Annotated in this window: 14 protein-coding genes; 6 read left to right on the top strand and 8 right to left on the bottom strand. The window is 69.0% G+C overall.

Annotation, left to right across the window (positions count from 1 at the left end):
* Positions 1–24 precede the first annotated feature (24 nt).
* The 3 genes from AW271_RS22855 to AW271_RS22845 form a co-directional block, all read right to left on the bottom strand.
* Positions 25–849 carry a GNAT family N-acetyltransferase gene (locus AW271_RS22855; RefSeq protein ID WP_157554520.1) on the bottom strand — a complete coding sequence of 275 codons (825 nt, stop codon included), beginning with the start codon at positions 847–849 and terminating at the stop codon, positions 25–27.
* Between the two features lie 141 nt (positions 850–990).
* Positions 991–2,268, bottom strand: coding sequence for a hypothetical protein (locus tag AW271_RS22850; RefSeq protein ID WP_062339429.1), 1,278 nt, complete (start codon positions 2,266–2,268; stop codon positions 991–993).
* Positions 2,265–3,656 (bottom strand): hypothetical protein, encoded by a 1,392-nt coding sequence (locus AW271_RS22845; RefSeq protein WP_157554518.1) that lies wholly within the window; start codon positions 3,654–3,656, stop codon positions 2,265–2,267. Before AW271_RS22845 ends, AW271_RS22850 begins: the two co-directional genes overlap by 4 nt.
* Before the next feature lie 43 nt (positions 3,657–3,699).
* On the opposite strand from AW271_RS22845, the gene AW271_RS22840 reads away from it, so the two are divergent.
* A complete protein-coding gene (locus AW271_RS22840) occupies positions 3,700–4,263 on the top strand; it encodes a hypothetical protein (RefSeq protein ID WP_157554516.1) in 564 nt (187 codons plus the stop codon).
* A complete protein-coding gene (locus tag AW271_RS39965; RefSeq protein ID WP_157554514.1) occupies positions 4,253–4,816 on the top strand; it encodes a hypothetical protein in 564 nt (187 codons plus the stop codon). The genes AW271_RS22840 and AW271_RS39965 overlap by 11 nt, the downstream gene beginning before the upstream one ends.
* Before the next feature lie 47 nt (positions 4,817–4,863).
* Here the strand turns inward: AW271_RS39965 and AW271_RS39960 are convergent, their stop codons facing one another.
* Positions 4,864–5,028 carry a hypothetical protein gene (locus AW271_RS39960; RefSeq protein WP_157554512.1) on the bottom strand — a complete coding sequence of 55 codons (165 nt, stop codon included), beginning with the start codon at positions 5,026–5,028 and terminating at the stop codon, positions 4,864–4,866.
* Positions 5,029–5,740: 712 nt separating this feature from the next.
* On the opposite strand from AW271_RS39960, the gene AW271_RS39955 reads away from it, so the two are divergent.
* The 4 genes from AW271_RS39955 to AW271_RS22825 all read left to right on the top strand — a co-directional run bounded on the left by AW271_RS39955 (position 5,741) and on the right by AW271_RS22825 (position 9,411).
* The gene (locus AW271_RS39955; RefSeq protein ID WP_157554510.1) at positions 5,741–5,911 is read left to right on the top strand and encodes a hypothetical protein; all 171 of its coding nucleotides are present in this window, start codon (positions 5,741–5,743) and stop codon (positions 5,909–5,911) included.
* On the top strand, positions 5,904–7,547 hold the full coding sequence (locus AW271_RS22835) for an RNA polymerase sigma factor (RefSeq protein ID WP_062339426.1): 1,644 nt from the start codon (positions 5,904–5,906) through the stop codon (positions 7,545–7,547). Before AW271_RS39955 ends, AW271_RS22835 begins: the two co-directional genes overlap by 8 nt.
* 125 nt (positions 7,548–7,672) lie before the next feature.
* Positions 7,673–8,260 (top strand): TetR/AcrR family transcriptional regulator, encoded by a 588-nt coding sequence (locus AW271_RS22830; protein ID WP_062339425.1) that lies wholly within the window; start codon positions 7,673–7,675, stop codon positions 8,258–8,260.
* Positions 8,257–9,411 carry a GDSL-type esterase/lipase family protein gene (locus tag AW271_RS22825; protein WP_062339424.1) on the top strand — a complete coding sequence of 385 codons (1,155 nt, stop codon included), beginning with the start codon at positions 8,257–8,259 and terminating at the stop codon, positions 9,409–9,411. The genes AW271_RS22830 and AW271_RS22825 overlap by 4 nt, the downstream gene beginning before the upstream one ends.
* Here the strand turns inward: AW271_RS22825 and AW271_RS22820 are convergent.
* The 4 genes from AW271_RS22820 to AW271_RS22805 all read right to left on the bottom strand — a co-directional run bounded on the left by AW271_RS22820 (position 9,396) and on the right by AW271_RS22805 (position 17,092).
* A complete protein-coding gene (locus AW271_RS22820; RefSeq protein ID WP_062339423.1) occupies positions 9,396–9,794 on the bottom strand; it encodes a TIGR03618 family F420-dependent PPOX class oxidoreductase in 399 nt (132 codons plus the stop codon). The two genes, AW271_RS22825 and AW271_RS22820, sit on opposite strands and share 16 nt — an antisense overlap.
* Positions 9,795–9,971: 177 nt before the next feature.
* Positions 9,972–13,535: an SIR2 family NAD-dependent protein deacylase gene (locus tag AW271_RS22815; RefSeq protein WP_169806382.1), complete on the bottom strand. Its 3,564-nt coding sequence runs from the start codon at positions 13,533–13,535 to the stop codon at positions 9,972–9,974.
* Between the two features lie 284 nt (positions 13,536–13,819).
* Positions 13,820–14,674: a GAF domain-containing protein gene (locus tag AW271_RS22810; protein WP_500784380.1), complete on the bottom strand. Its 855-nt coding sequence runs from the start codon at positions 14,672–14,674 to the stop codon at positions 13,820–13,822.
* A 111-nt stretch (positions 14,675–14,785) separates the two neighbouring features.
* The gene (locus AW271_RS22805; protein WP_062339420.1) at positions 14,786–17,092 is read right to left on the bottom strand and encodes an ATP-binding protein; all 2,307 of its coding nucleotides are present in this window, start codon (positions 17,090–17,092) and stop codon (positions 14,786–14,788) included.
* Positions 17,093–17,289 lie beyond the last annotated feature (197 nt).

The following is a 17,289-nucleotide window of genomic DNA, read 5'->3' as shown; positions in this document are numbered from 1 at the left end:
TGTCAGGACAGCGCGCGGAACGGGTCAGCCCAGATCGGGGTGGGGGATGTAGCGGCCGGGGTCGATCATGGCGAGAGCGGCGTCGTCGGCCATGAACGTGTCCATGTCGCTGATCCGCCAGCCGGCCCCGATCAGCACCGGTACGAGCGGATGCACTCCCGGCACCGCGATGCGGGCCACGTGGGGGAACGTTCCTCCGGTGGTCGCGGCGAGGGCGCCGAGCACGGCTCGCGCGCAGTCCTGCGGCGTCTCGCCACCGGCGGGGCCGATCACGATCTGACCGTCGGTCACGCGCGCGAAGGCGTATCCCCGGTCGGTCGCGTACGGTGTGACGCCCGGGATGGCGGCGTACCAGGCGAGTGTGCCCGGCCGGGCGCCTCCCGCGGCGCGAGCGTCCAACGGGGCGACGTCCTCCGGCCGCGTCTCCCCCACCGGTGGCGCGGGTAGTCCGGCGGCCGGCCCGGTCAGATACAGCAGCGGGCACCAGGGGCGCAACCCGTACTGGACGTAGAGACTTACCGCACGGGGGTCGGACGAGGCGAACGTCACCTTCGGACCGTCACCGGCGAGCAACTGCGACAGCAGCGCCCGCCCTGCCCCGGCGGACTGGTGCCCGCGCAGGACGAACAGGTCCCCCAGGTGGGTGACGGCGCCCCGTCGCAGGGTGCCGCCGAAGCCGTGGGTTTCGCGGGCATCGGCCGACGCGATGAGCAGCGTGCCGAAAGCGCGCTCGGCGTCGAGGAAGTCGCCCGCCGCGGGCCACCCGGTCAGCAGGCCGAAGCTCTCGGCCACGTGTCGCACGGCGGGCATGTCGGCATCGGCCGCGGCCCGCACGGTGAATCCCTGCATTCTCCGCTTCCTGGGGTCAGTGCGGCCGGCCGGATGCTCTGGCACGTGCGATGGAGGGTGACCCGGCCTGGGGACCGGCCATGGCCGACCGTACCGCAAACAGACCACCGGCTTCGGATTCGTCTTCTTCTTGCGGAACAGCTATGTCCAGCCTTCTTCTGGTCCCAGACCGATGAACTCGACGCGACCGAGGTAGAAGGCCGCCTTCACCTGGTCGGCCCCCGCCAGGTCCCGGATCTCGATCGCGGCCCGGCCGGAGGCGCCGTAGCCGACCGCGTAGTCCCCGGGGACGAGGCCGCCCAGGTCGGGGTCGGTGCGGGAGGCGTCCAGGAGCTCGGCGGTGAGCAGGTCGACGACGCCCTCCGCCAGGATCTGGCCGTCGGCCACGGACTCCACCGCCTCGGTGAAGTCGGGGTGGGCCAGGACGTGGACGAACTCGTGGACCATCACCGCGTAGAGGTGGGGACGCCACAGCTCCTTCGGCCCCCACGACCCGGCGGGAAGGTGGGCCGGCAGGTGGACGCGGGCCCGCTCCCCGGCCACGTGGGCCGGGGAATGCCTGAGCAGAAGGCCGATCAGATCGTCCAGCTCGCGATCGGCGGCGAGCCACTCGTCGAGCAGGTCGTCGAGCAGGTCCCGATGGCCGGGTTGGGCGTGGTCGTATCCGGCCGCGGACAGCGCGTACCCGGAGGACGCGTCACGGCCGACCAGGTGGATCCGCCGCCGCAGGAAGGCCAGCCGGGCATCGGCGTCGTCGTCGGCCGCTCCGGCGTCGATGACGCTCGCCGCGTAGTCGAATCCGTCGTGCAGCGGACCGGCCGCGTGGGCGGCCGGGAACGACGACCCCTCCTCGTGGACGAACCGCTGGATGGACGCGGCCACCTTCTCCATCCACGACAGGTCCTCCGGCTCGGCCGGGGAACCCCACCAGAGCGCCTCCTCGGCGAGCCCCGCCTTCAGCACGGGCAACACCGACGCCGCCAACGTGCCCGCGTCGAACACCACCGGGGGACGCCCATAGATCTCTGCCAGCCGGGCCGACGCGGTGGGGCCGGGCAGGGGGAGGGAAGATGGCAGCGCCGCCTCCAGCCAGCCGCTGGCCGACATGACCTCCTGCTCGAAGCGCTGCCCACCCGGCTCGTGGCGTCGCCCCCGGGCCCGATCGACGAGCAGGGAGGCCGCCCGCAGTCCGGAGAACTCGGGACCGGCGCCGTCGGCGTTGCGGGCCAGCAGGTCGAGGCCGTGCAGGATCCACCGCTGTTCGGCCGGGTCGGCGTCCGCCACGTCGACCCAGCGGGACGGGTGGTCGACGTCGCCCCCACGGACCTGCGACTCAAGCGTGCGGAACACGTGCTCGACGTCCTCACCGGCGAGCCGGTCGTCCAGCGTGGCGTCGCGTTTGGTCTTCCTGAGGCTCATCGGGTCTCCCCCCTCTTGCCTTCCCTGGTGACGCCGATGAAAGTCGTCATCCCGAGGAAGTAGGCCGCCTCGATGTTGTCCAGACCGACCTCTTTCCTGATCACGTCTGCCTGCTCTCCCGCGTCCTCGTAGCCGATCTCGAACAGACGGCTCGGTGGGGCCGAGTAGGGTTCGTCGCCCAGGACTATGCGTCTGGCAGTCGGGTCCTTGCTGACGTGATCGGCGAACCTGCGGAACACCTCGGCGGTGAGCACCTCGGTGATGCCCTCGATCATGACCTGCCCGTGGTCGGTGCCGTGCGCGACGGCCCTGAACTCCTCGTGTGTCAGTAAGTGCAGGAACTCGTGGATCAACGTGCGGGACTGTCTCCAGAGGTAGCTGGATTTCCCGCGCTTCGGGATGAAAGGCGTGATCGAGACCTGCCCCTTGCCGGGCGAGTGGCAGCCGGTCGTCTGGACCGCCCGGGTCACGTCGTCTCTGAACTTTCCGGGCTGGAGAAGGTCCGCGAGGATCTCCTCGCGGGCTTGCAGGTCGGCCTTCCGGCTGGGCTTGTAGCCCGCCAGCTTGTACGCGCCGTGCTCGCCCTTCCTGGTGCCGACGATGTCCGAGCGGTTCCTCAGCCAGTCCGTCAGCCCTTTCGTGCTCACGTCCCTGCTCTCGCTGCTGACGAGCCTTTCGGAGTATCTGACACCGGTGTGGTAGGGGCTATCGGGGTTCGCCAGGAAGACGCCGCCGAAGTCGGACGCCATCCACGTCTGGATCAGATCCGCGACACCCTTGATGTTCACCATGGAACGTGGCTCGACGTCCTTGTAGCGTGCGACATGGTCGGCCACGAGCGTGGAGAGATCGATCCGCAACCGCGCGGCGAGCACGTCCCTATGGAAAGACCCGATATGGGAGACGGTCGCGACGGTCGTGGTCGTAGATGTGGTCGTGGTCGTGGTCGTGGACGACGGGATGGGATCCGTGAAGTAGATCTCACGAAGCTTCGCCACCGATTCCGGCGACGGTGCCGCCAGACGGCCGCGGAACCGCACCTCGGCCCACCCGCCGACCCGGATGACCTGCAGCTCGAACGAGTCGCGGGAATCGTCGAACTTCTTCCTGGCCGGGCTCGTGGCCGCCTTGATGAGGCGAGGCACGACCGTGTCGATCTTCAGGCCGCCGGTTCTCATCAGATCGGCGTTCTCCGCGTAGACGCACACCGCGCGCATGAGCCACTCGACGGCGTCGCGATCTTTCAGGTAGTGCTCGCCCGCGAACCCGCGGCCGCGCCTGTCCTCGACGCCGGTCAGTCGCTTGATCAGGTCATCGATGAAGGGACCTCGCCCGGATCCCCTCATGGCCGGGAGGACCCCGCGGTAGCCGACCGTCAGGCCGACCACGCTCGGTTCCCGGGGCACGATGGGAGTGGCGATCGGAGGGGGCGTGCGTTTCTTGCGAGCCCCTTCCGATGATTTCCCGGTACCTTCGATCGCCTTCCGCTTCAGACCCACGCCCGACGAGGCCGATCCCTTCGAGTTCTTGTCGGGTGTCGTCGTCGTGACCGACTTCTTCGGAATACCGGCCGTGGACTCCGTGGTGCTCTTTCCCGTGGTTGGTGTGTCTTTCTTCGGCTTCGCCTTCGCCTTTTTCTGCTTCCGCTTGAAACTCAAGGCCGGCCTCCGATTGGATCGCGCGGAACGTCAGGATCAGGCCGACGTGGGTCAGGGCCTCGCGGTCGCCGTCGACGGTGAACGTCGGCTCCTCGGCGGGCAGGTCCGGGATGCGGAGCATGGTCCCGTCGTGGACGACCTGGCCCCAGTCGGCCGGCCCGTAGCGGACGTACAGGCCGATGTCCTCGAACATGTGCGGCGACAGCGGCACGACCAGGTCGCCGCCTGCGAAGGTCTCCCGCTCGGCCGCGAACTCTCCGGCAAGGTCGATGAACCGGGCCGCGGAGCAGGGCTTGCGCTCCGTCGGGCACCGCGCGGCATCCGCTGTGCCGGGTGACCTGCTGACACCGGTTTCCACCGCCGCCGGACCCGGTGTCACCATCCGGGCCGGCGTTTCCATCGCCGCCGAGGCCGCTCACAGTGACGTCCCCTCGGTGCCCACGATGGTCGCGGGGAGGGATTCACTGGTCGGTGCGGCCGCGGTCGCCGGGCCGGGTGTCACCGCCAGCAGGGCGAGCGGCACGACGACCGTCAGCGCCGCGGAAAGTGGTGATCTCACGTCCGAAGCCACCATGGACTCCCCCACGGAAGTATTCAGTTCAGAGACGATCCCCGAACGTATACATACGGGAGGAATTGCCGCCACGCCATCGGCCGATTTGAAGAGTTATTCATCCGCGACGCCATTCCATGATTTAGAAGAAAATCGTGAAATGGTTTTTTCTTGGGATTTGGCGCCGCCGAATCCCGGTTCTTCGGCAACCAGTGGCATCCACGTGCGCGTTCAAGAGCACCACTCCCGGGGGCAAGACGGTGCTCTCTGCGCTGCCGCCGTTCTGGTCAACGCCGCCCTTGGCGCGCTGGGACGAGCCCATGATCGGCGCGAGTGACAGAGAAGCGGCCATCTTGACGCTCCTCAGCCGCTCAGGTGTCCGGGTCACCAGCAGCGGTTGGCGACACACAGGGGCAGCCCGTCGGGCGGGGGCGACTGGGGGTCGTCGGCCATGGGATTGGTCCCACCGGTGGAGCCGGTTCCGTTGTTGTACCAGGCCTTGACGCCGCCCCGCCGCCGCGCAACCCGCCACAGCGAGGAATACCGCACACCTACCGATCCAGAATGGGAGGAGTTCCTCGGCCACTTCGAACGTCGGCGCGTCGCCTTGGCGACTGCGGTCGCGCCTACCGCACCGGCTGCGTTCACGAGCACAGCTGCTCAACCGAACTGATCTTGGTAGTGAACCACGAGTGTCCTCTCGGGCGGCTCAACTCTCTGTGACCACATTCAGTTCTGAGGGGGAAGCTGTTCGGCGTGTCGCGGCGATCGCCAACATGCTCACCCGTTCGTGTAGCCGGGCCGGCTTCTCGGCGTTGCGCCAGTGCGGAACGTCGAACACCAGGGTGTGGGCGACGATCGAAGTCAGGAGCACGAGACATACGAAGAACGGCCACCTCCGAGGCTGTTTCGGTCAGCACCCTGCCATTCTCCAGAGCTCGTCGAGTGATCACCATTCGACAAAACGGATCGCCAGTGGTCGTCGGTGGTGCGATGTGCACCTCCGGCAAGGAACTGCCCGCCCTTCACTCCATGTTTTCTGGGTGAATGTACGGGTTCTTCGGGGTACGTCGTGCTGAGCGTGTCCGGCCGCACTTCCGTGCGACAGCTCTAGCCGTATGTGACAAACATGTTGATGTGTACGTTCTGCCGTCTCGTACCGAACCCCCCTGTCCGGCCATCCTTAGATTTCGTCAGTCCGCCCGGTCTGAATCGTCGGGGCGAGAACGCCCCACGGTTCCGAGGGGAGACGAAACCGCCGATGGACGCCAACGGCATCGCGTCGATTCTGTGGTCGATCCTGTCCGCCCTGGTGGCGGAGGTGGTGATCGCGCTCGTGTGGTGGCTGCTCAAGCGGGCGGCTGACCGGGTCATGACGGCCTGCCGACGGGTTCGTCCCGCCGAGGAGGAGAGGGACGGCGCCCATGTCTGATCGCGATCTACTGGAGATCATCGCCTCCGGCGAGGGGCACGAGGAGGCATTCGAAACGCTCTGGCGGCGGCACGAAGCGGTGGTCCGCCGGACGTGCCGGATCATTCTGAAATCCGACACGGACCTCGTCGACGACGCCGTGAGCGAGACCGCGCTGCGCATTTATCGGACAATCCGGAAGCCCGGAAAAGCCGCGACCATCGCCAGTTTCCCGGCATACGCCGGTGAAGCCGCGAGAAACATCTGCAACACCCTGCTGGCCGAACGCATCAAAATACGGCTGACCCAGGAGCCGCTCGGCGAGCGAGGTGAATTCCTGGACCGGAATCCCGAACACGACCCGGTCGAATCCCTGCTCGACCACGACGCGATCGAGATCGTGGTCAAGGCGCTGCGGGAGCTCCCGGCCAAGAACAGAATGGTCACCTGGGCGACCTTCATGGACTCCTGGCACCCCGGAGGCACGGCCACGACCGTCATCGGGACCCGCGACTCCGACTACCAGGCACGCAGCGAAGGGCGCAGACAGCTCTATGCCGCGCTGAGGGTGTATTTCCACGATCACTTGGCGACCCGATCGTGCCCGGATCTCACGATCCTCGTCGGCCGAGCCGCCGAGCGGAGCGCCGGCGGCCGGATTCCGCCCACGGACCTCAAGCTCGTGGTGAAACACATGTTCTCCTGCTCCGCCTGCAGGGAGACCGAACCCCAGCGGGTACGACAGGCGCTGCGCGCCTCCCCTTTCCTGCTGACGCCGGAGGGGCTGCGCCGGATCCAGGAACGGCTCCGGCTGGTCTCGGCGGAAACGCGTATGCCGGCGAGGACGACGTACAAGAACAGACCGCCTGCTCCGAAGACAGGCCGCACCCGCCCCCGTTCGCGGGACCCGCGCCGGCCGGTTCCCAAGCTCCCCGCCGGGCTCGTGATGCTCGCGCTGCTGGGCTTTCTCTTCGCCACCGGGCACCCGCAGCAGATCTACGAGGCGGCCTTCCCCTCAACCTCGGAGAGCGCGGCTCCGGGGCCTGTTCCGCCTCGCGCCGCCCCGGAGACCCGGCCCACGGCCGCCGCCTCCCGTGGCACGAAGCAGACCGCTCACCGACCTCGCGAGGAAGGCCCGGACGAGCAGCCCGACCAGCTGGCGGAACCACCCCACGACGACCGCCCGAACGAGGAGCCCGCACAGAACGAGCCGATCGAGGACACGACGGACGTCGACGTGGCGGACGAGGATGTGACGAACGAGGACGGGGCGGAGCCGCCCGTGGTCGAGCCCCCGGTCGAGGCGCCGGAGCCCGAGCAGCCCCCATCTGAGGACACCCCGGTCGACACGCCCGTCGCACCCCCGGAGGAAGCGGTCATGGTCCGGCCCGACCACGAGCTCACCGTCCGCGTCGTCGGGGTCTACGGCGCCGTCACCGTCAGCCACGACGGAACCGACGCGGGCGGCTGCGCGCAGAGTCAGGGCGAAGCCGTGGCCTGCTCTTTCGCGATCCCCGACGGCGCCCAAGTGACCATCACCGTCCCCGACGGCCAAGTCGACTGGATCACCGGCGCCTGCGCGGGCGCCGACTCCGCCTGTGTCTTCACCATGTCCCACGACCGGGTCGTCAAGGTCCACAACTACGTCCCCGGCTGATCCAAGTTTCTGGTGTACGTCTCCCAGGCAGGCGGCCGCGAGGGTGTGGACCAAGAACTTCACCGTGGGGCGATGCCTACTGGGTTTAGGTCATAGCCTAATGGTGTTAGGCATATCATGACGACATGAAGGCAATCCCTTTGACGGCGGCCTCGATCGTCGAGGCGGCCGCCGACCTTGCGGACGCGACGGGATTCGACTCGGTCACGTTGTCCGCCGTCGCCCGCCGGCTCGGAGTGCGGAGCCCCAGCCTGTATTCACACGTGCAGGACCGCGACGCGTTGCTGGAGGGTGTGACGGTCCTGGCCCTCACCGAACTGGCGAGCCGGGTGTCGGTCGCCGTGGCGGGGCGGGCCGGACGGTCAGCCCTTGAGGCGCTGGCCGACGCGCATCGCGACTACGCGCGCGAATCGCCGGGCCGTTGGGACGCGTTGCAGCGCCCTGTGGGTGAGGAAGCGGCCCGGTCGGCGGGCGCGCGCGACATCGTCGCCCTCACCGCCGCGGTCCTGCGTGGCTATCCGCTGCCGGAGAGCGAGCACGTCCACGCCGTGCGGTTCATCGGCAGCACCGTCAACGGCTATCTCCGCATCGAGCGCAACGGCGGCTTCGCGCACAGCCGGCCGTCCGCCGCCGTCTCCTGGCATCGGATCATCGACGCCCTCGACGCCGCTCTGCGGGCCTGGCCCGCGCCCTCCGAAGGAGCACGACCATGATCATTACCGCCGTGGACGACCGGCTCGTCCGGGGCGTCGCCGAGCTTGAACGCACCCCGCGAGGCGTCCGACTCCACCGGCTGCCCGGCCGGGTGCGCGATCAGTTCCCGGATCCGCAGCTGTCGATGATGGAGGCGCAGCCCTCCGGCGCCCGTCTCGTGTTCACGACCGCGGCGCGGACGATCGAGCTGGTCGTGCATCCCACCCGGGTCGCCTATCGGGGCGCGGATCGGCCGCGCGGAGGGATCGATCTCGTCGTCGACGGAGAACTGGTCGCGGAGGTGCGACTGGCCGACGGCGATCTCGTGGAGGTCGACCTCGAAACGGGGGCGACGCGGTTCCGGCCGGGTCCCTCCCAGACGGTGTCGTTCCAGCGTCTGGGCCCAGGTGACAAGGACATCGAGATCTGGCTGCCGCACAACGAGGGGCTTGAGCTCGTCGAGTTGCGGACGGACGAGCCCGTCCGTCCCGTCGACGCGAAGGGCCCGTTGTGGGTTCACCATGGCAGCTCGATCAGCCACGGCTCGAACGCGAGCGGACCCACTCAGATCTGGCCCGTCGTCGCGGCCCGACGCGCCGGCGTCGAACTGCGCAACCTCGGCCTCGGCGGCAGCGCGCTGGTCGACCCGTTCACCGCCCGCGTCATCCGTGACTCCGCGGCAGACCTGATCAGCGTCAAGCTCGGAATCAACGTCGTGAACCTCGACGCCATGCGGCTGCGGGCCTTCGTCCCCGCCGTCCACGGCTTCCTCGACACCATCCGCGACGGACACCCCGACACACCGCTTCTGGTGATCTCCCCCATCCTGTGTCCCATCCACGAGGACACCCCGGGACCGGGAGCCGTGGACCCGGCGACGCTGGGCACCGACCAGGTCCGCTTCACCGCGACCGGCCGGCCCGGAGACCGTGAGCTGGGACGTCTCACGCTCCGCGTGATCCGCGACGCGCTCGCCTCCCTGGTCGAGCGGCGTGGTGACGACCCGAACCTCCACTACCTCGACGGGACCGCGCTCTACGGAGAGGCGGACGCCGCCGAGCACCCCCTCCCCGACGCGCTCCACCCCGACACCGCCACGCATCAGCTCATCGGCCGCCGGTTCACCGACCACGCCTTCGCCCCGGGAGGTCCCTTCTACTCGGCGCTGTAGTCGCGGGCCCAGCAGACCTCCGGCTGTACGAGAAAGGCCACCAGACCCTCGCGGATGTCATACGGCTCACCGGTGTATCGCTCGGCGATCCGGTCGACGATCGGCAGCGCCGCGTCCCCCTCGATGCGCCGCACGACGCGGCCGCGCACGGTGGCCATGTCGAGGGGGTTGTCCGAGCCGGTCACCGAGAGGGCGATGCGGGGGTCGGCTTCGAGGTTCTGCGCCTTCCGCGAGCCTGCAAGCGAGAAGAAGGCGATCAGGTCGCCCTCCACCCCCACCCACACGGGAACGCTGTGGGGCGCACCGTCGGGCAGGAGGGTCGCGACATGGGCGACCGTGTCGCTCAGGAAGTATCGGCGGACGTCGGGCCAGTTCTTCGTCATGGCCTCAGGCTAGGGTGCGGACGATGGCCGGGCAGATCGACGGAAAGCTCGCCGCCGGCTGCTCATCAGCGGTCCACGCAGGACGAAAGACGTTCCCCATCCGCGCCTCGCTGGTCAGGCCCAGGCCGGACGATGCGACCTCCGGCCGAACGGGCCATCCTGCGAGGGCGACCGCGGTCAGGGTGACTTCCACCGGCTCTTGCCCCGCGTACGCCGGAAACGCCTGGGCCCGCGCCACAGCGGATGCTCGAACGAGTACAGCTGCGCCGCCTCCACCAAGGTCGTCACCACACGCAGCCGCGGCTGCGAGACGATCCCCTTACCGTGTTCCACCAGGAGAACGCCGAGCTGGGACCACGCCGGTATGACATGGCCGTTTCCGGTGACGACCACGTCGGCCCGCTGATCGCGCGCCCACTTCCGGAAGTCCGACCTGATCGTCCGGGCTTCCCTGAGGTGGTCGGCGGCGTCTTCCGGCCCGCTCTGCCGGGCCCGTTCGGTCAGTACGGCGTACGCGCCCTGAGGGATGTCGAACGCGTCGGCGAAGGTCTGCGCCAGGTCCAGCAGCGCGATCGCGGCGGATGGTTCTCCACGCAGCCGGTCCGCGCGTGCGAAGGCGATGAGCTGCTTGATCGCCATCAGGGCCCATACCGGGATCCGGGGCTCGCCGCCGACGATCGGCGGGATCCGGCCGTCCCAGACACGTTCGTACCAGGCGCAGAAACTGCGTAGCTCGAAGTGCCAGACGTTGAAGTCGGTGGCGAGCGCCAACCTGACGGCCAGCGCGGCGGGCCGGCCGTCGTGGCGGCGCAGGAGGTCGAGGAGCCGCGTCTCAGGCGGCCGTTCGGCGAGGTCGCGCTCGCAGCGCAGCATCCGCTCCCGCACCGTGCCGTCTGGATCCGGGGTCCCTTCGAGGGCGCGGCGGTAGAACGGCAGGGCATCGCCGGGCCGCCGCAGCTTCTCGTGGTAGGTGTTCGCGATCAGGAGGGAGATGAGGGTCGCCGCGCCGTTCTCGCCACGGCGTTCGCACAGGCCACGCCTCTCCTCGCGGTAGCGGATCGAGATCTCGAACTCTCCGAGGTCCCAGCAGACCTTGCCCAGGCGCGTCACGACCTGCTCGATGAGCTGCTCGTCGCGCAGGGCGCGGGCGTAGATCTCGGCCTGGCCGAAGGCGTCCTTCGCGCGGACGTTGTCGCCCAGATGTCTGCGCGCCTCACCCAAGCCCAATGTGATCTTCAGCAGAGTACGCAGGTCCGGGCGGACCAGCAGCTGGTCGTGCGCCAGCTGGTAGTTCAGCTCCGCCTCCGGCCATCGGGCCAGTTCCTCGTGGGCGCGTCCCGCGTTGTAGAGACCGTCGACCGACTCGGCCAGGTCCGAGGCGTCCGCGGCGGACTGGGCGGCGTGCAGGTAGGCGCCCACCGCCTCCGCGGGCCGGTCCAGGTCGAGGAGACAGTGGCCGATCTCGTTGGACAACGTGGCGGCGAGCTGGGGGTCGCCGAACTTCACCGCGGTGTCCCGCAGCGCGCGCAGGACGGTGAGAGCTCCTTCCGCGTCGCCCGCCTCCCGCCTCTTCTTCGCCCGGACGGCGATCTTCCGCATGACCGCGACGCAGCGCCCGAAGGTGCCCGCGAATCGTCGTCCCGCCTTTCCGAGCCGGCGGGTGGACACCCTCCACTCGCGGGCGACGGCGGCGAGCTCGCCGGTCATGCCCGGCCACGCGGAGGTGAGGGCCGCGGTGAAGGCAGCCCAGTCTGCGGGATAGCCGGCCCTGCCCAGCCGCCCCTTCGCGACTTCGCGTTTGTCGATGAGGGCGGGGTCGACCCGCTGCGCCCTGAGGCCGATCGCGACCGCGCGTTCGAGCCAGGTGAGGGCTTCCGAACCCAGGTCGGGCCACTGCGTGTCGACCAGCCACCCGGACAGCCGGGCCACCGATTCCGGTGAGCCGAGGCCATAGTGGCCGAGGAGGGCGCCTTCGATCGCGTCCACGAGATCGGCGGAGGCCTCGCCGCCGGTGTGGACGCGCGTGCGGGCGATCAGGACCTTGGCGGTGAGAGTGGCGTCGCCGAATTTGGCGGCGTAATCCCCGGCGGCGGCGAGGATCTCCTCAGCGTGTTCTCCGTCGGGTCGCAGGGCGACCGCGTCCACCAGCGCGTGCTGTTCCATGTGGACGTTGCCGACCCGCAGTGAATCGGCCACCACGCGGTCGAGTGTCTCGCCGCGTCCGGCCGCGCCGGTGAGGGACTCCAGCCGGAGCCGGTAGGTGTCGCGGCTCCACCGCGACCCGAGCCACGTCGCCAGCTCCACCGCCTCTTCGAGGTGGACGGCAGCCGCCGCCGGGTCGCCGTTCTCCTCGTAGAAGACGCCGATGCGGTAGAGGATCTCCGCGAGTTCCTCCTTCGCGCCCGCCGCGTGCGCCTCTCCGGCGGCTGACTGGTAGCGCTCCAGGGCTGCCTCAGGGGCCTGGAGCTGGACCAGCACGTCGGCGAGGCCGATGCTGATCTGGCGCCGGCTGGTGTCGGAGCCTTCCCATCGGGTGAGGTGCTCGGCGAACCCGTAGCGCAGCAGCGCGGGGATCGGCTGCCCCCTGCGCGCGGTCCGGATCCCCCGGGTTACGGCGGTCTGGAGGGTCGTGACGATGTCGCCCGCCGAACGGGCGAGTTCGTTGGCGCGTTGCAGGTAGTCGTCCGCCACGAGCCCTTCTCCGGCCTCCGCGTACAGCTCGCCCAGTTCGGTCAGGGCTCGGGTGGTGATGCTCAGGTCGTCGGCTGGCGTCCCTCTCTCGTACAGCTTCAGGAAGCAGCTCGCCGACGACTGGACCTCCCCGGCCTTGCGCAGCAGACGGCCGAAGACGAGCAGCGCGACTTCGGCGGACAGCGACTCCGACGCCCACGCCGCCAGCGACGTCGTGAGCTCAGCGGTCCGGGCCTGGCGGTGCGCGGCGATCTCATCGGCCGTGCCCGGCCGGAGGTCGACCCGGTCGTGCGGGGGGAGCGCCGCGTTCAGGGCGGCCGGGACCACTCCCCAGCCGACGACGCCCCGGCGGCGGTAGAGGGCGGCCAGTCGCTGGACGTGCGGGTTGACCGGCTCGCGGAAGCCGTCGGCCGCGTGCTGGTTCCACACGAAGCCGCGCGCCTGCGGCGCCATCGTGACCATCTGCAGGTAGTCCAGGTCGACCTTCAGATCGGCTCCGCTGTATCCCCAGAAGGCGAAGAGGAAATCCCGTAACAGTTCTCGGAGGACCACCGCCTTCGGACCGGCCAGGCCACGTCCCTCGTCCTCCACTCGGGCGATGATCGATTCGGGGATGTCGAGAGAACCGTGAATCTTGAATACGTGAACGAAGCCGGGGTCGTCGCGGTACGCGCCGAATTCCTCGTCGGTCCGGTATACCCGGAACGGCACGCCCCCTTCTTCGAGGGCGAGCTCCAGCAGCCGGTCGAAATTGGTGGTCACCACATGGCGGACCAGACCGTGCGCCGCCGCGGCGGCCGTCAGGCGGTGATTGTGGTTGACGAATCCGTGGTCGAGCGATCGGAGCGACTGGAAATACCGAGGGGTCGCCGCGCTCAGCACCGAGGCCACGACCTCCGGTGGCAACCCGTGCTTCGCGGGGTCGGCCAGCATTTCGAGGCCGAGGAGAGTCTCCAGGTGAGGCGCCAGAAAGGGGTCACGACCCGCGATCGCGCGGAGGGTCTCGTCCCGGAGCGTGTGCCAGTCGGGAAGGGTCGAGGGCGGATCCATGCTGATTCCCGCGCCGCAGAACAACAGCACACGTCGCGAGACGAGTGCTTTACGAAGATCGCCTTCCCGGGCCATTCTGTTTCCTCTGATCGGGAGGCAATCGTAATCCGCGTGATCGGGATGCGATCTGCGCGGCGTCGATGGCGCGAGCGACGAAAAGCAGGGAGAACGGACCGAATCTCCTACGTGCCACCGGAATACGGCGGAAACGGGCCGTGGATCGGCCTCGCCCGTCGCCATCGGGCGGAGATCCGGCGCTTCGATGTGTTCCGGTGAACCCGGCGCTAGCCGGCGGTGAACCAGACCTCTACCGCGATGCCGGGGGAATCGCTCATCGGCTGGGCCACGAGCGTGGCGATGCGGCCATCGGAGAGGGTGACGTCCACCACCGCTCCCCTGCCCTGCGCGACCAGCCGCACGGCGGCGTCCTCCAGGGTGAGCCGATCGTGGTGGCACAGGTCCCCGGGCGCGGAACCCGGTACGGGGGTTCCGGCTCTGAGCCTCTTCGCCCGGAGGAACTCCTCCATCAGGGCACGCTCGTGTTCGCTGCTCAGTTCGAGCAGCCGCTGCTCGACACCGGTGGCCGACTGCCGGGCCAGGGCCGTCATCGCCCTGCTCGCCCTGGCGGCCGGGCAGGTGATGCTGATGACGCCGGCCATGCGCCCGCTGAGCGGGTTCCGGATCGGTGTGGCCACGGCGGTGAGCCCGTGGAGGTTCGCCGAGAAGTGTTCGTTGCCCACGACCCGGCAGGTTCGCCGTTCCACCAGCGCCGAGCCGAAGGCGGTGGTGCCGATGTCCGGCTCGGCGTAGCTGAAGCCGGGGGCGGCGCCGACCGCGTCCAGGTTCCTGGCCTGGGCTTTCTCGCCCACGTTGCGCAGGAACATCACGCCCGTCGCATCGCCCAGGAACATGCCCGTCGGGGTGCCCGCGACTGCGGTCTGCAGCCGCGCGAACACGGGCCGGGCCGCGCGCACCAGCTCGCAGTCGAAGTCCAGATCGTTGAACTGGCGTGGGCGGGCGGTGTCGGGAGTGAGCCCCGCGGCCTGACACCGCTGCCACGAATTCAAGATCGGAGTGCGTACTTCGCTCGCTGTGAGCTTTCCGTCCAGGAACCGCTCCAAGTCCACGACGCCTGTCATTCGACTCGCTCCCAAAGCTCCCTCCGACTAAGCACGTATCTCAATAATATTGACAAATGGCATCATTATTCTCATTGACGGTCAAAGGGTAATCAATTTTCCACGGCCGTTTCATGGGTCGGCGAGTGGGAGGCGAAGGACGAAGCGCGCTCCGTTCGGAGGCGCGTCCTCGACACGCAGGGTGCCGTGGTGGGCATGGGCGATGTCGCGGGCGATGGCCAGGCCGAGCCCGGTGCCGCCGATGTCACGGCTGCGCGCGGTGTCCAGCCGGGTGAAGGGCTGGAAGATGTGCTCGCGCTCCGCTGGGGGAACCCCCGGACCGTCGTCGGTGACGCTGAGTTCGGCCATGCCGTCGCTGCGTCGCACCCCTACCACGACGGCGTGGGCGGCGTGCCGCTGCGCGTTGTCGAGCAGGTTGTTCAGCACCCGGTAGATCTGGATGGGGACGCCGTTGGCCAGCACACCGGGGGTGAGATCGAGTCGGGTCGGGTGGGGGTCGCCGATCCGGCGCGAGGTTTCGGTTTCGGCGAGTTCGACGAGGTCGACGTGCTCCAGGGTGGTGGACGGGGCGTCGCCGATCCGGGCCAGCAGGAGGAGGTCGGTGAGGATGGCCTGCAGCCGGTCGACATCGCTCAGCGCGTGCCGGAGCAGGTCGGCGAGGTCGGTCTCGTCGGGGTGGAGTCCTGCTTCCTCCAGTTGGACTCGCAGCCCGGCCAGAGGAGTGCGCAGTTCGTGAGAGGCGTCGGTGGTGAAGCGCCGCTGACGATCGAGCGACTGTCTCAGTGACGTGGTGGCCTGTTCCAGCTCGGTGGATATCGTGTGCTCGTGGGTGTAGCGGCGGGCGTTGTCGACGCACACCGCCGCGCGGTTGACCAGTTCCTCGGCCAGGGAGAGGTCGTCCTCCTCGAACGCGTCACTGACCTCGGAGCGATAGAAGTTCACTATTCCGAGGGTGATGCCGCGGGTCCGCATCGGCGCCGCGATGAGGGAGTGGATGCCGTGCGCGCAGACCCGCTGGCAGCGTTCGGGATCCTGTGCCATCCAGCCGAGGTTGGTGGCCAGCACCAGTTCGAGTATCGGCTGCTCGGCGGCTACGCTGCGGGCCTGCGGCGTGGACGGGAGCGGGTGGATGAGCGCCCCGGCCTGATACAGGCAGGACCCTTTCGTGACGCCCCTGAGGGCGACCCGGCGTAGCCCCGCGTAGATGGGGGCGGGCTCCTCTCCGCGCAGCACGCGGTCGGAGAGATCGACGCCGACGTAGTCGGCGAACCGCGGGACGGCGACCTCGGCCAGTTCCTTCGCGGTCTGGGTCACGTCGAGAGTGGTGCCTATCCGGCAACCCGCCTCGCACAGCAGGCTGAGTCGTGCGCGTGCCTGCAGGGCGAGCCGGCCGATGGCGGGCTCGCTCACGGCGAGCAGCCACCCGTCGGTCGCGGTGTCCGGGGCGGCCGGGACGGGTGGGACGGGTGGCCGGTGACCGGGCCACGAGACCGATGTCACGTGCCGGGACGCGCCGCAGTCCACGATGGCCTCGACCGCGGTGCGGTGCGTGCCATCCGGGCGGCTGAGCAGCAGGGCGGTGCGGCCCTGCGACAGCGGCACCATCGCGACGCCCACGTGCTCGGCCGAGCTCAGTTCCGCGGCCTTCTCCAGGATACGAAGCCGGTCGTCCGCGGACACGGTTGAGGCGGCGGAAGCGTCGTCCGGCCAGCCGCTGTCCACCAGCGTGACCCCCGCCCCCCGGGCCCGGCGCCTGGCGTGGAGGAAGGCCCGGAGCGACGCCTGTTCCCGTTCGGAGTTCTGCTCGAGCAGACGTTGTTCGATGCTTCTGGCCGCGGTCGTGACCAGGGCGAGCATCGCCGGATCGGCGTACCGGTCCGGGCAGGCCAGATCGAGGACGCCGCGGATGCGGCCGCTGATCGGGTCGCGGATGGGAGCGGCCGCGCAGGCGAGCGTGCGCAGCGCGTCGGCGAAGTGTTCCCTGCCGCGGATGAGCGCCGGACGTCGCTCGGCCAGTGCGGTGCCGAGCGCGTTGGTGCCACCGGCCTCCTCTGTGAACCCGAGGCCGGGCTGGATCGGCAGCCGGTCCAGCCACGTGCGGACCGCCGGTTCCCCGGCCCGCAGCCGCAGGATCCTCGCCCGCTCGTCGGCGAGAGCCGCCGCCACCTTGATACCGGAGACCTGGGATTCCAGCTGATCGAGCACAGGTACGGCGGCAAAGACGAACTCGCCGTCCGTGTCGATGTCCGGGTGGAACACGATGGATATGTGGTCGGGCGTGATGCCCCCGCGCAGGCACCGCCGCCATGACGCCAGCACGCCGTCGCGAACGGCGCTCTCGACGGGCTCGCCGGCCAGGAAGCGCTCGAAGGCAACGGTGAGAGCGGCGATGCCGTCTTCGCCAGCGCTATTGACCATCTCGCCCTTCCCTCACGGCTTATCTCCACTCAATCTAGACACATAGTTCTTCCAGATTTATCCAAATTGATCCCATTTGCCGCAAAACAAACCATTCCGGGGTATTGGAAGCTTTTTAATGTGGTTTGGTGGCATTCTTTGTCGGATGTGTCGATCGTTGTCGTTATCGGGGGTTGACGTGCGAAGAAGCAGACCCC

The sequence above is a fragment of the Herbidospora sakaeratensis genome, from assembly GCF_001570525.1.
GTDB lineage: Bacteria > Actinomycetota > Actinomycetes > Streptosporangiales > Streptosporangiaceae > Herbidospora > Herbidospora sakaeratensis.
This window is presented reverse-complemented; position numbering and strand designations above follow the sequence as displayed.

Excerpts from the sequence above, each read along its gene's own strand:
- AW271_RS22820 (WP_062339423.1), bottom strand. The coding sequence starts at position 9,794 with ATGACGAAGAACTGGCCCGACGTCCGCCGATACTTCCTGAGCGACACG.
- AW271_RS22850 (WP_062339429.1), bottom strand. The coding sequence starts at position 2,268 with ATGAGCCTCAGGAAGACCAAACGCGACGCCACGCTGGACGACCGGCTC.
- AW271_RS22815 (WP_169806382.1), bottom strand. The coding sequence starts at position 13,535 with ATGGATCCGCCCTCGACCCTTCCCGACTGGCACACGCTCCGGGACGAG.
- AW271_RS39955 (WP_157554510.1), top strand. The coding sequence starts at position 5,741 with ATGGACGCCAACGGCATCGCGTCGATTCTGTGGTCGATCCTGTCCGCC.
- AW271_RS22805 (WP_062339420.1), bottom strand. The coding sequence starts at position 17,092 with ATGGTCAATAGCGCTGGCGAAGACGGCATCGCCGCTCTCACCGTTGCC.
- AW271_RS22830 (WP_062339425.1), top strand. The coding sequence starts at position 7,673 with ATGAAGGCAATCCCTTTGACGGCGGCCTCGATCGTCGAGGCGGCCGCC.
- AW271_RS22835 (WP_062339426.1), top strand. The coding sequence starts at position 5,904 with ATGTCTGATCGCGATCTACTGGAGATCATCGCCTCCGGCGAGGGGCAC.
- AW271_RS22855 (WP_157554520.1), bottom strand. The coding sequence starts at position 849 with ATGCAGGGATTCACCGTGCGGGCCGCGGCCGATGCCGACATGCCCGCC.
- AW271_RS22810 (WP_500784380.1), bottom strand. The coding sequence starts at position 14,674 with ATGACAGGCGTCGTGGACTTGGAGCGGTTCCTGGACGGAAAGCTCACA.
- AW271_RS22825 (WP_062339424.1), top strand. The coding sequence starts at position 8,257 with ATGATCATTACCGCCGTGGACGACCGGCTCGTCCGGGGCGTCGCCGAG.